Consider the following 13534-nt stretch of genomic DNA (forward strand, 5'->3'; position numbering starts at 1 on the left):
GGTAGCACTTATGCAACGTCTTAAAATCGTATTTAGTGGTCCTATGGGTGCAGGTAAGACCCAGGCCATCTCTAGTCTCTCTGACATTCCTGTGGTCTCAACCGAGGTCATGAATACCGACCTTGATACCAACGCCAAGCTTTTGACCACAGTCGGCATGGACTATGGTGAGCTGACCATTGATGGTGGGGCAAGTATTGGTCTTTATGGCACCCCAGGGCAGGAGCGTTTTAACTTCATTTGGCCCATCCTATCCCAAGGTGCTTTGGGCGTGGTGATTTTGATTGATCATTCGGCGCCTGATCCTGTGGCAGATTTGGCACATTATTTAAAGACTTTTGATGGCATTTATGATGGTCGTATCGTGCTGGGTATCAGTCAAGTGGACAAAATGCCCGAGCGTGAATTCTCCATTTATCGTGATTATCTAGCGAGCATTGGGCGTAATTTACCGCTATTTCCTGTGGACATGCGTAAACGTGAAGATGTCTTGTTGCTCGTTGAGAGCATCATCGCTAGCCTAGAACAGTCTGAGTAAATCACTTGACAACACTGACATACAAATAAACATCTTGGAGTAAAATAATGAGCCTTAGTCCTTTTAAATTGGATTCTAATCGTGTCAAGCCTGCTGAGCAATTTTTGGCACTTTCAAAAGAAGTGCTTCACGAGTTGGTGCATTCTACCACAGGCGTAGATGGTGTATTACTGGCATCGACTGATGGTTTTGAAGTATTATCTATCTTTCAAAAAAACTATGATGGCAATAAACTCTCAGCAGTGGGTTCATCCATCTTGGCACTGGTACAAGCCTTGACTGCTGAGGCTCAGCTGACTGGGTGCCGTTCGGTGATTTTGGATGCTGAAAATGGCAAAATTATGATTAGTGCCGTGCCAAATGTCAATCAGCCCATGATTTTGATTGTGGTCACCAAACAGCAGGTTCTGCTCGGGCAAATCATGCACGCCATGAATAAAGCCACCACTCGTTTGGTGGAGCTTGACGGTCAGCATCACGGAAAATAGGATGATGCAACCCAATTTTATTGAGTTTTCTTAATGTGTTATTAGATTTCTTGTGAAATTCATCAGTGAGTCCTTTAAAACCTTTGATTTTCATAGTGCTTGACAAATACAAAAATCCGATAAAATCAGATTTTCATAAGATGCTTATTCATTGTAATGGTTAAAAAAGTATTTCTCTGAAGTTTGTCTATGGATTGATTATGCTGTAGTTTGGCAATTTATTATCAACGGAAACCTGTCTTTCGCAAGAAGTTTAATGATTTAATTTGTTGGACTAACGTCCGATTGTTTAATTCGCACGTATGACTCTATTTGTTGAATAGATTTATTATTTTTGACTGTAGTTCAAAAAGCATGTTACAAATGTATGATAATTACTAAGCTTTATTGATACTTTTATTTTTTGGCGTTATCGTATTTTCTTTTTTTTTTAAATACTCATAGCATGCTTTTTAGGTTGACATGATTTTTCTTTGTTAGATTGTAAAGGTGTTTTTAATGAAATTAACTTATTTATGGTTACTAACAAGTGCAGTCTTGTTGGGAGCTTGTTCAAATTCGATGGATCAGGTGCAGATGAGTGATTATCCGCAATCAACCGTGGGTCTGACAATTAGTAATACTCAAAACACATTTTTTAAGGCCTTTTATGATGCCTATGAGACAGAAGTTGCGGCTCAGTCATCCGTAACCGCATTTTTGGATAATGCTAATAACGATCAAGAAGCACAAAATCAGCAGATTGAGACTATGATTAGTAAAGGTGCAAAAGCACTGGTTGTTAACTTGGTTGATGTCAATCAAGGCGAGGTGGTTATCCAAAGATATTGTGACAAAGTTTCGTTGGTATTTTTTAATCGTAGTCCAGGAGATAAGGCACTTGCCAAATGTCAGAATGCCTATTTTGTGGATGGTGATGCGACACAGGCAGGCATCCTTCAAGGACTAAAAGTGCTTGATTTATGGAAAAAAAATCCCAGTTGGGATAAAAATCAAGACGGGAAAATTCAATTTGCGATGTTAGAAGGACTTGTTGGGCATGCAGGAGCTCAAGCTCGCACCAAGTGGTCGATGAGTACTATGGAAAACTACCCAACACTGGGTGTACCGACTGAGTTGGTGTTTCATGAGCATGCTATGTTTAATAAAGATGTAGCGAAAGGTGTGGTCGGTCAATGGATTTTAAACCCTGAGTTTGCACGTGTAGAGGTTGTCTTGGCAAATAATGATGCGATGGCATTAGGTGCTGCCGAGGCTTTGTCAGAAAAACAAATCAACGTACCTCTTTTTGGTATTGATGCAACTAGCGAGGCTTTGGAGGCTGTGAAGTCAGGTCGAATGACGGCAACTGTGCTAAATGATGCAAAAAACCAAGCAAAAGTCGCATTAAGATTGGCATCAAATTTGGCGGCAGAAACCGATCCTTTGAATGGAATAGATTATCGTATGGAGCACCGGATAATTCAAGTGCCTTATCAAGAAGTGCAGTAAAGGAGGAAGGTTGTCATGTCTCGAGATATTTTACAAACATTTCAAAAATCAGGTATTGTTAAATACCGTTCTTTGATTCTATTGTCATTAGCATTTTTTGCACTTGTTATTATTTTATCTAGTTATACCTTTGTTGCATCACAAAGAATTGCGAATGCGACCAAGGAATTAGAGCTTGCTGCCCAGCAAACAGTTTTGGTTCAACGTTTATCCAAAAAATTATTGGACTTAAATTTGTATTTGAACGCAACACAATCACAAAACACGATTCAGTCAGAACAGCCTGTAGTTGTTGATCAAAATAACCTTCCTATTGATCTGTTGCCACAGACGGCTATTTACCAACTCGATGAGCTAAAAACAGAGACTCAAGAGTTTACCCAGGTTCTACATGCATTAAAATCAGGCGGTACAGTTAAGAATGCTTTAGGTCAAGAAGTGGCTGTTAAGGCAGTTGATTCTGACTATTTGCAAAAAATCTTGGTGGATATTGAAACCATTTGGACTCCTTATTTAGGTTTGCTTGACAGATTTGTTGAGGATTCTGAAAAAGGAGTAATTTCAAAAAAAACCAGTGATTACTTGGTGGATTATACCCGTTTGTACAGCAATGCATTGCAGATAGAAACGACTGATTTTACGGGTTACAGAGGTCATCTTATTCAAAACAGCACCGACCAACTTAAAATGGTGCAGGTTAGCGGTATCTCTATTGCATTCATGCTATTTTTGGTAATTATTTTTGGTTCGCTCCGTCAATTATTGCAATCAGATGCAAAGCTTTTATTGGCTCAACGCCAAACTACCAACATCTTAGGTACGGTACAAGAAGGTTTGTTCTTGATTGATAAAAATTTTGTTATCTCAGATGCCTATTCAAAGAACCTAGAGACTGTCTTGGGGTGTAAAGACATCGCTAGCACGACCTTAACTGATTTATTGCAAGGTATGATTGGGCGTGATGATGTTGAGGCGACCAAGTTGTTTGTTGAGCAGTTGTACAATCCTTGGGTGGTCTCAGACTTGATTAGCGATCTGAACCCGCTCAAACAGGTTAAGGTTAATGTGGTTGACGACCAAGATGATACGGTGGTCAAATACCTGTCGTTTAGTTTCCTGCGTGTTCAGGAGAGTGAAAATGACGAAGTTGAAGAAATCTTTGTGAGTGTTGTTGATGTGACCGACTCGGTGTTGCTTGAAAAAACTTTGGAGAGTGAAAAAGCACAGCATGACCGTCAGATTGAGATGATTGGGCATATCCTTAATGTGGATATTAACGTGCTTAACGAGTTTATTGAGAATACTTATGGGCGTGTTAATGAGATGAACGAGGTGCTACGAGTCGAGGGTCAGCTACATAATAAAGCTCAGACCTTATTTAGAAAAATGCATAGCTTAAAAGGTGAAGCATCTGCCATTAAGATGAGTAGTTTTGTACGTCTTGCTGAGCAGGCAGAAGAAAAACTGGTATTAATCCGCAACCAAAGCACGGTCTCAGGTCAGGACTTTTTGGGTTTTACCATGGTTCTAAACGAAATCCTAGACCTAAACCAGTTTGTCGAAAAACTCTTGCAACGCATTAGCCGTGTGGCAAAAGAAATAGACAAAGATGATGTTGGTCAAAGCGTACAAAGTGTCATGGCACAAACAAATGGCAAGCCTGCTACTGTCGCTCCAAGTAGTCATTCGCTAGATTGGCAAAGCTACTTTGGTGATTATGCTCAGCAAATCGCCGAACGTCAAGGCAAAAAAGTTAAGGTCAACTTAACAGGTTTTGAAGATATTCAGATGACCGATAAGCTCAAAAAGTTCTGCCAAGATGTCGGCATTCAGCTACTTAAAAATGCCATTGCTCATGGCATTGAGACACCTGATGTGCGTGTGCAGGCAGGTAAAAGCAAAGTAGGTCAAATCAAGCTAATGCTTTTACAGTATGGCAGTCAGCTACGCATGAGTATCATTGATGATGGGGCAGGTGTGGATTTACAAAAACTACGTCAAAAAGCCATTGAGATGAATCTTATGACTGCTGAACAAGCATCAAGTCTGCCCGACAGCCGTCTGTATGCCTTGATGTTCCGCTCAGGTATCTCAACTGCCAATGGTGTCGATGAAGACAGTGGGCGTGGTGTGGGCATGGACATCGTGCGTGAGTGGGTCAAAGAAGTTAATGGCAAAATCAATGTCGAGAGTCAGCCAGGGCTAAATACAAAGATTGTCATCAACTTTGATGCACAGTAATATAAATAAAAACAGACCTGAATATTCAGATTCAGGTCTGCTTGTGATTTTTAGATTTTGGAGTAAAGAATGGCTTATCGTCTGATGATTGTTGATGATTCTAATATTATTCGTAACCGCATTGAGCGTTGTTTTGAGGGTGGTAGTATTGAGATTGTGGCGACCGCCAATAATGGCGTGGATGCCGTATTAAAATTTGATGAATTTCGTCCTGATTTTATTACCATGGACTTGACCATGCCACAGATGGATGGACTTGAATGCATCAAGCGTATCGTGGGCAAAGGAACGGGCGTGAGTATTTTGGTTGTCTCGGCACTCTCTGACCGTATGACGGCACTACAAGCCTTGCAAGTCGGAGCAAGGGGCTTTATTTATAAGCCGTTTAATGACGAAGAGCTGATTGCAGGCATGCAACGCCTGATTGAACTTAGTGCCAAAGCTAAGAAATAAGTAAAATAAGTAGCCAGTTGTGAGTATCGGGGTCATTGTCGTCATCGTTGCCGTGCTGTTTGTGCTTGGCAACATCATGGGCTTAAAGCCAAAGATGAGTGAGGTGCGAGTGGGCGACATGCGAATGTTTGCCCGCAAGATAGACTTGCATCCCAAACTGGTTGCCATGCCCGATTGGCTAAGACAGCACAAAGAGAGCAGGCAGGACAAGCAGACAAATAATCACGGCATGATAGCCCAGTACACTGTCATTGATGACAGCTGGCAGTTGCCTGCCAAACGCCTGCTGTGGACGGGGGGCGACTGGCAAAACGAAGATGGCGTGCCTATCAGTGTGGGTATACCCCCCGAGCCACTACTGTCCTATATCCAAGGACTGACCACCAAAGCCAATAGCATAACCATCTACTGGCACGATGAAAAATACGCCAAAAGTTTTGCCATCAAAGACGAGCAAGCGATGTCAATCATGGAGCAGGATTTATTGGCACTCAAAACCTTTTTGCAAAGCGTGCAAAATATCAATACTCTAAAATCGTCCCGCTAGGCGACCACTTGTGTATAAAATTGTTAAAATATTTTACCAGACTATTGACAAAATGCCAAAGCCCCCTTATAAAGTGAACATTTTAACATTATAAGACAAATAGGCAACTCATGGCACTTCCCAAAAAACCCAGCACACGCACCAAAAATACCGTCAAAGCCACAAAAGCACCCACCAAAAAAACAACCAAAGCCGCCAAGGACGACATGGTAGATACCCCCGTGTCAGGCAAAGGCAAAGCCCTAGTTATCGTGGAATCCCCCGCCAAAGCCAAAACCATTAACAAATATCTAGGCTCGGGCTATATCGTGCGGTCTAGTGTGGGTCATGTGCGTGATTTGCCTGTATCGGGGACGGGCAAAGCCGAAAAAGCGGACGAGTCGGGACTGTCTCGTGAACAGAAGGCGTATAACGCTCTGGTTCGCCGTATGGGGGTTGACCCTGAGAACGATTGGCAGGCGGTCTATGAGATTTTGCCCAACAAAACCAAAGTCATCAAAGAGCTAAAAGCCCTTGCCAAAGACGCTGATACCATTTATCTGGCAACGGACTTAGACCGTGAGGGAGAGGCAATAGCATGGCATTTAAAGGAAGTCATTGGCGGCAGCGACAGTAAATACAGTCGTGTGGTGTTTAACGAGATTACCAAATCCGCCATTACCGAAGCCTTTAGACACCCCAGTAGCTTAAATTATGACCGTGTGAACGCCCAGCAAGCTCGCCGTTTTCTTGACCGTGTGGTCGGTTTTATGGTGTCGCCCCTACTGTGGGCGAAGGTCGCTCGTGGCTTGTCGGCAGGGCGTGTGCAGTCGGTTGCCACTCGCCTTGTCGTGGAAAAAGAGCGTGAGATTCGTGCCTTTACGCCCACTGAATATTGGCAAATTCATGCCGATACATTAAGCAGTTCAAAAGAAAACATTTACCTAGAAGCCGTCCGCCAAAACGGCAAAGAGTTAAGCCTTGCCAATGAACAAGAAGCGGTGGCGGTCGTTGATATTTTAAACAACAACCCCTTTATCGTGTCTGACCGTGAGCAAAAGCCCACCCAGTCCAAGCCGTCCGCCCCCTTTATCACGTCCACCCTACAGCAGTCGGCAAGCACACGCCTTGGCTTTAATGTCAAAAAAACGATGATGCTCGCCCAACGTCTGTACGAAGCAGGCTATATCACTTATATGCGTACCGACAGCACGTTTTTGAGTGCGGACGCTTTATCAAGTGTACGAACGTACATTGAGACCAGTTACGGCAGTCAATACCTGCCAAAAAGCCCCAACGTCTATGGCAATAAACAAAACGCCCAAGAAGCCCACGAAGCCATTCGTCCGTCTGATGTGGCGGTGTTGTCGGTTCATCTAAAAGACATGGAGCGAGATGCCCAAAGGCTTTATGAGCTGATTTGGCGACAGTTTGTGGCGTGTCAAATGCCTCCTGCCCAGTACCTATCCATGACCTTGACCGTGTCGTCTGGCAATGTGGAATTAAAGGCAAAAGGGCGTGTCATGACCTTTGATGGCTATACCAAAGCCCAGCCCCCTGCCAAAAGCGATGACGTGCTACTGCCTGATGTCAAAGTGGGCGAGAGTTTGACGGTAAATGAGATTATCCCAAGCCAGCATTTTACCAAACCGCCAGCCCGTTATACCGAAGCGAGCCTTGTCAAAGAGCTTGAAAAACGTGGCATTGGGCGACCGTCCACCTATGCGTCTATCATCTCCACCATTCAAGAGCGTGGCTATGTCCGCACCGAAAACAAACGCCTATTTGCCGAAAAAATGGGCGACATTGTAACCGACCGCTTGACAGGCAGTTTTCCTGACCTGATGGACTACACTTTTACCGCCAATTTGGAGGATAAACTTGACCATGTGGCAGAAGGGGACGTGGATTATAAGGCGGTGCTTGATGAGTTTTACGGTGATTTTAAGGGCAAATTAGAAACCGCCAAAGCCAAAGACGGCATGAAACCCAACGACCCCACGGACGTGCCTGACGTGCATTGCGATTTGTGCGGTCGCCCCATGCAGATTCGTACAGGTGGTACAGGCGTGTTTTTGGGCTGTACAGGCTATAACTTACCGCCAAAAGAGCGGTGTAAGGGAACCAAAAATCTCATGGCGGTGGAAGCCTTCGCCAATCAGACGGTAGACGATGAGTCGGACGAGATTTTGTCGTTATTAGAAAAAAAGCGTTGCCCAAAATGCCACACAGCAATGGACGGCTATATCGTGGACGGTGGGCTGAAGTTGCACGTTTGTGGTAATAATCCTGACTGCGATGGCTATTTGTTAGAAAAAGGTGTGTTTGACACCCACAAAGGCAATGACGCACCGACCATTGACTGCGACAAATGCGATGGGCAAATGGAGTTAAAAACAGGGCGGTTTGGGGCGTATTTTGCTTGCCAAAAATGCGACAATACCCGCAAAGTCCAAAAAGACGGACAACCTGCACCGCCACGCATGACGGCAATTCCCATGCCGCATTTACGCTCACAGCGGTTTGATGACCATTATATCTTGCGTGAAGGGGCGGCAGGGCTGTTCTTGGCAGCGTCCAAGTTCCCTAAAATCCGTGAAACCCGTCCGCCCAAAGTGGCAGAATTACAAGCCATACAAGGCGAGCTTGACCCCAAATTCCACTACCTGCTGTCCGCCCCCACAACCGACAATGACGGCAACCCGACCATATTACGTTGGTCTCGCAAAAATGCCGAGCAATATGTCGGCTCAGAAAAGGACGGTAAGGCGACCAAGTTTGCGTTGGTGTGGAGAGGCGGGGCTTGGGTTGGTGAGTGATGTTTTGGGAATTTTGTAATAAAGTTGCATTTTTCCTAATTTTCCCGTACAATGGTTAAATAATTCTCAATTTGTTTTATTTTTAACCATGCTTTTAAGGAGCTATCCATGAAAAAATTTGCATTTGCCCTAACGGCTGTTGCCCTTGTATTGACAGGCTGTAACAACACCAAAGCACTTAATGAAACTGCCAGTGCATCAGCGGTTGTGGCATCAGAATATCAGCCATTTACCAAGGCTTTCTTGTGCGATAACGGCATCGCACCATCTCTGTACTACCCTAACGACAGCCAAGCCCAGCTAACCTTAGAAGGCGTGACCACCACCTTAAATATCGCACCTTCAGCATCAGGCGAGCGTTATGTGACAGATGCTGGCATCTTCGGTCACAGCGGTGAATGGCACCAAAAAGGCGACATGGCGGTATTTAGCTACAAAGGCGTACACGGCACTCCTGCCCAAGTGAACTGCACCGCAGAATAACCAACAGCCTACCCACAAAACACCGCTCGTTCGGTGTTTTGTTTTATTTTTTAAACAGGAAAAACGATGACAAAGTTATTGCGTTTGGTAAGTTTTTTGGAAGGGATATCTTTTATCCTACTTTTAGGGGTTGCCATGCCCTTAAAATACATGATGGACAAGCCATTTTTGGTGCCGTATGCAGGTATGTTTCATGGCGTGATGTTTGTTGCTTTTATCGTGCTACTGCTTGTGGTGTGTCAGGTCAAGGGCTGGTCTTTGAAGGTATTTGTCATCGGGCTTGTGGCATCGATTTTGCCGTTTGCTCCATTTTGGTTTGAGCGGTATATCTACAAGCTTGAACTGGCAGAAGATGAGCTGATGGCAGATGAATGATAAAAATAAAAAAGCCCTGACAAACATCAGGGCTTAAAATATGGCGGTGACGGAGAGATTCGAACTCTCGATACGCTATTAACGTATACACACTTTCCAGGCGTGCACTTTCAACCACTCAGCCACGTCACCAATGGGGGCGAATTATAGCAGAGTTTTTGAGGTTTGTCATCTTTTTTGTTGATTATTCGTGATAAAATCATAAAAATACCCATCGGCAGTTTGTTGCTTTTTTATTTGTCAGTTTTGGTAAAATAAGGTAAAATATGAGCCATTTTGATTTAAGAGAAAGCCTGTGCCTAGCTTGCCTGATTCACTAAGAGATGTTTTAGCAGACAAAAACCTAGACATTCCCATGGCGACCGTCATTGCAGTGGCGGTGCATGCCTTTGTGATTTTTGGGGTAGGGTTTAGTGCAGGCATGTCACTCGATGAGATGGCACAGGAAGTGGCAACGGTGCTAAGCGACAACAAAGAGAAAAACGAAGACGCACGCTTTGTGGCGAACGCCAGTCAAGAAGGGGGCGGAGAAGTACGCCAGCAGTTGCGTCAAGAGACGACCGAGATTAGTCCTGACACCAGTGATGACATGGAAGAGACCCAAGACATCATCAACCTACAAAAACAAAGCCGTCAGCAAGCCTACCAAGAAAGCTATCTTCGCACCACGCTGTCTGTGCGTTATGTCAATAGCCAAAATGACAATGACAGCGAGAAAAAGCAAGACGACCTAGAAGCTCAAGAAGAGCGTATCCGCAAAAAAATCCGCACGCTAGAAGCTCAGCTGTCCCAAAAACAGCAAGTCTTTGCATCCAAATCTAACATTCATACGGTCAATAGCAATGCGACCACGCATGGGGTGGCGGCAGGATATTTGGAGAATTTTCGCCGCCATGTGGAGCGTATTGCTAACCAGTATTATCCTAGCGAAGCACGTCGCAACAACATCATGGGCGATGTCCGTCTGATGGTGGTCATCTCGCCTGATGGCTATGTTAAAGCCATTCGCTTGCTTGAATCATCAGGTTCTGCCATTTTGGATGAAGCCGCCAAGCAGTCGGTACGCCAATCTGCTCCTTATGGGCATTTCGATGAAGAGATGGGTGAGCTTAGCGAGCTTAGAATTATTCGCACATGGCGATATAGTGATAAGATTGAAGTGACTAATTAATCAATAACCAATTAATAATTAATGTACCCGACCATGACTGAAGATACCAAACAAACCCCGTCACCGATTCTTGGTGAACTAAAAAACAGTGCCGAAGAGTCTGCCGAACGCCTAGAAACCACAGCGTCAAGAACAGGCGAAGTGGTGGCGGAAACCACCCGAGAAGTCGTGACAGGTACGACCAGAACCGTAGAGACTGCCAGTGACTACACTTTGGAGCTGTTGGGCATTACGGTGGATACTCGCACACTTATCGCCAACTCTGCCGAATTTGCCGTCAAAGCGGTGCTTGCCATCATCATTTTTTATGTGGGCAAGTGGATTGGTAAACACATTGTCAATCTTGCCAAACGTGCCATGGTGCGTAGCTCGGTGGACGGCACGGCGGTCAGTTTTCTAGGTAATTTACTTTATGGGGTCATGCTGGCAGCGGTCATTTTGGCATCCTTAAACCAGCTTGGCATCAGTACCACGTCTTTTGTGGCAGTACTTGGTGCCATGACAGTTGCCATTGGTGTGTCCTTAAAAGACCAAGTATCCAACCTAGCGGCAGGCGTGTTGATTGTGGTATTCCATCCGTTTCGTCGTGGTGATTATGTAGAAGTGGGTGGGCAGACAGGCACGGTGCAGGAGATTACACTGGTAAATACTCGCATACGCACGCCTAATAACCATGAAGTCATCATTCCCAATGGCGACATCATGACATCGGCAAGTATCAACTATTCATCCCTGCCCAACCGTCGTATAGAAGTGCCTGTTGGCATCGGTTATGACAGTGACATTAAGACTGCGCGCCACATCATGATGCAGATGGCACAAGAGCATGAGTTGGTACTAAAAGACCCAGAGCCTATCGTGCGTGTTACCGAGCTTGCCGACAGTTCGGTAAATCTTATCATGTATGTATGGACAAATAATAATGACTGGTGGGCGGTGCAATGCGACCTGTTAGAGCGTATCAAATATGCCTTTGATGAAGCGGGGGTTAACATTCCCTTTCCCATTCGTACGGTGCAAATTGATGGGCTTGATAAGATAATGACTCATGTGGGAGATGACAAGGCAGATGCCCATGAGATAGAAATGAAATAATAACGACACGGATGTGCCTACCTTTATATACCTAACGAACTCAATATTTACCATAGGCTTTGTAGAGGTGTGTTGAACATGCCCTTTGTGATATTATTTTACAAGGCGTGCTCAGCACGCCCCTACGCCTATACATCATTGAATTTGTAGTAATTTTTAAGTTTCTGGGGTATGGCAGGTTTAAATCTCGGCAAGCATTCGCCCAGCAGGTAAGGCAAAATAACTTAATACCCCATCACAGCCTGCCCGTCTAAATCCGATTAGACTCTCTAAAATGACCGCTTCGGTGAGCCAGCCATTTTGAATGGCCGCCATGTGCATGGCATACTCGCCAGAGACTTGATAGGCAAAGGTTGGTACGCCAAAATTGTCTTTAACTTCACGCACCACGTCCAAATAGGGCTGACCGGGTTTTACCATGACCATGTCCGCCCCCTCAGAGATGTCAAGGGCGACTTCATGTAAGGCTTCGGCTCGGTTAGCAGGGTTCATTTGGTATTGTTTTTTGTGTCCTTTTAGGTTGCCTGATGAGCCGACCGCATCACGAAAAGGTCCATAGTAGGCGGAGGCGTATTTGGCGGAATATGCCATGATGGCAGTATTGACAAAACCCTCTGCTTCTAGGGCATCACGCATGGCACGAATGCGACCATCCATCATGTCCGATGGCGAGATGACGTCCGTCCCTGCTCGAGCGTGGGCAAGTGTTTGTTTGATGAGTGCTTCGGTGGTGATGTCGTTGACCACATAGCCTGACTCATCAATAATGCCGTCTTGACCGTGTGTGGTGTAGGGGTCTAGGGCGACATCAGTCATGACGATAAGCTCGGGGCAGGCGTCCTTGATGGCAGAGACGGCACGCACGGCGAGGGTATCTGCGTCATAGGCATTATCACCATTGGGCGATTTTAGGGTAGGGTCAATCACGGGGAAAATATCCACCATTCGCACGCCCGTCTCATACAGTTCTTTGCAATGCTTGATGAGTAGGTCAATGGATAGCCGTTCGATATTTGGCATGCTTTTGATGGCTTGGCGTTGGTTTTGCCCTTCGATGACAAACACAGGGGCGATGAGATGGCAAGGTTTTAGATGAGTTTCGGCGACCATCTCACGAATGCCGTCCGAGACACGCAAACGGCGTAGGCGGGTATGGGGAAAAGTGCGGTTAAAGGTGTAATTTGACATATTTTTGACCTTGATAAGCTTGATAAAGATATTAAAAGATAGCAAGATAATTATACACCTTTTTTAGGATTATTAGGATAAATCATGAAACGTTTTAAATTTTCCCTATTGGCACTATTATTGTTAAGTATCACAGTCCACGCCAACGACAGCACGGGCTATGTGGGCGTAGGCGGGGTGGAATACATCAAAAATCCCAATATCGCCATGAAAAGCGAGGATTTGTACATCAGCAAAGACATCATCAAAGTGGCGTACGAATTTAAAAACCTAACCAATAAAGACATTCGCCAAACGGTGCCGTTTCCCTTGCCAAAGATGAGCATTCAACACGATGGGGATTTTGCGGACACAGAGGAGACACTTAACAGCTTTAAGGTGTGGGCGAACGGCAAAGCCATTACCCCAAAAATGCACGTGCGAGCCCTTTTGCATAAAGGACATGATGAGCAATCAGAGCTTGATGTAACGGATGCGTTTAGGCAATGCGGTTTTTCGGATAAAGAGATTTTGTCTGCGTATCATCATGTTAATTATGATGAAAGTTTGCCCAATATATACGCCAAAATCCGAGCCTACAAGCACCCAGCGCTATATCGCCTTATCACCGAAAAAGACACGCATTGGAAGTCGCAGGCAATCTATACCAACCGAACTTAAAAACTA

Annotated in this window: 13 protein-coding genes and 1 tRNA gene; 12 read left to right on the forward strand and 2 right to left on the reverse strand. The window is 44.9% G+C overall.

From position 1 onward, the window contains the following. Nucleotides 1–10: 10 nt before the first annotated feature. The 9 genes from B5J93_RS01915 (at nt 11) to B5J93_RS01955 (ending at nt 9414) form a co-directional block, all read left to right on the forward strand. A complete protein-coding gene (locus B5J93_RS01915) occupies nt 11–538 on the forward strand; it encodes a GTP-binding protein (RefSeq protein ID WP_079324175.1) in 528 nt (175 codons plus the stop codon). A gap of 47 nt (nt 539–585) precedes the next feature. After that, nucleotides 586–1026, forward strand: a complete 441-nt coding sequence (locus B5J93_RS01920) for a roadblock/LC7 domain-containing protein (protein WP_079324176.1) — start codon at nt 586–588, stop codon at nt 1024–1026. Nucleotides 1027–1524: 498 nt separating this feature from the next. Then, nucleotides 1525–2517: a galactose ABC transporter substrate-binding protein gene (locus B5J93_RS01925; protein ID WP_228144833.1), complete on the forward strand. Its 993-nt coding sequence runs from the start codon at nt 1525–1527 to the stop codon at nt 2515–2517. Between the two features lie 240 nt (nt 2518–2757). Beyond that, nucleotides 2758–4758: an ATP-binding protein gene (locus B5J93_RS01930; protein WP_158080661.1), complete on the forward strand. Its 2001-nt coding sequence runs from the start codon at nt 2758–2760 to the stop codon at nt 4756–4758. Nucleotides 4759–4827: 69 nt separating this feature from the next. Beyond that, complete coding sequence (locus B5J93_RS01935; RefSeq protein ID WP_079324178.1) at nt 4828–5211, forward strand: response regulator; 384 nt, start codon at nt 4828–4830, stop codon at nt 5209–5211. 19 nt (nt 5212–5230) lie between these two features. Further along, on the forward strand, nt 5231–5758 hold the full coding sequence (locus tag B5J93_RS01940) for a hypothetical protein (RefSeq protein ID WP_079324179.1): 528 nt from the start codon (nt 5231–5233) through the stop codon (nt 5756–5758). 110 nt (nt 5759–5868) lie between these two features. Then, on the forward strand, nt 5869–8556 hold the full coding sequence (topA, locus tag B5J93_RS01945) for a type I DNA topoisomerase (RefSeq protein WP_079324180.1): 2688 nt from the start codon (nt 5869–5871) through the stop codon (nt 8554–8556). A gap of 108 nt (nt 8557–8664) precedes the next feature. Beyond that, nucleotides 8665–9039: an MliC family protein gene (locus B5J93_RS01950; RefSeq protein WP_079324181.1), complete on the forward strand. Its 375-nt coding sequence runs from the start codon at nt 8665–8667 to the stop codon at nt 9037–9039. A 66-nt stretch (nt 9040–9105) separates the two neighbouring features. Continuing rightward, nucleotides 9106–9414, forward strand: coding sequence for a DUF3817 domain-containing protein (locus B5J93_RS01955; protein ID WP_079324182.1), 309 nt, complete (start codon nt 9106–9108; stop codon nt 9412–9414). Between the two features lie 41 nt (nt 9415–9455). Here B5J93_RS01955 and B5J93_RS01960 read toward each other — a convergent pair. After that, nucleotides 9456–9546 (reverse strand) — tRNA-Ser (locus tag B5J93_RS01960). Nucleotides 9547–9709: 163 nt separating this feature from the next. Between B5J93_RS01960 and B5J93_RS01965 the strand changes: the two genes are divergently transcribed. Together B5J93_RS01965 and B5J93_RS01970 are read left to right on the forward strand one after the other, a co-directional pair. Continuing rightward, nucleotides 9710–10585 carry an energy transducer TonB gene (locus tag B5J93_RS01965; protein ID WP_228144834.1) on the forward strand — a complete coding sequence of 292 codons (876 nt, stop codon included), beginning with the start codon at nt 9710–9712 and terminating at the stop codon, nt 10583–10585. A gap of 33 nt (nt 10586–10618) precedes the next feature. Next, nucleotides 10619–11680, forward strand: coding sequence for a mechanosensitive ion channel family protein (locus tag B5J93_RS01970; RefSeq protein ID WP_079324183.1), 1062 nt, complete (start codon nt 10619–10621; stop codon nt 11678–11680). Nucleotides 11681–11860: 180 nt separating this feature from the next. On the opposite strand, the gene hemB is transcribed toward B5J93_RS01970, so the two are convergent. Next, the gene (gene hemB / locus B5J93_RS01975) at nt 11861–12868 is read right to left on the reverse strand and encodes a porphobilinogen synthase (protein ID WP_079324189.1); all 1008 of its coding nucleotides are present in this window, start codon (nt 12866–12868) and stop codon (nt 11861–11863) included. A gap of 84 nt (nt 12869–12952) precedes the next feature. Between hemB and B5J93_RS01980 the strand changes: the two genes are divergently transcribed. Next, nucleotides 12953–13528 (forward strand): DUF4424 family protein, encoded by a 576-nt coding sequence (locus tag B5J93_RS01980; protein ID WP_079324184.1) that lies wholly within the window; start codon nt 12953–12955, stop codon nt 13526–13528. Nucleotides 13529–13534: the final 6 nt, after the last annotated feature.

The sequence above is a fragment of the Moraxella equi genome, from assembly GCF_002027555.1.
Classification (GTDB): Bacteria; Pseudomonadota; Gammaproteobacteria; order Pseudomonadales; family Moraxellaceae; genus Moraxella; species Moraxella equi.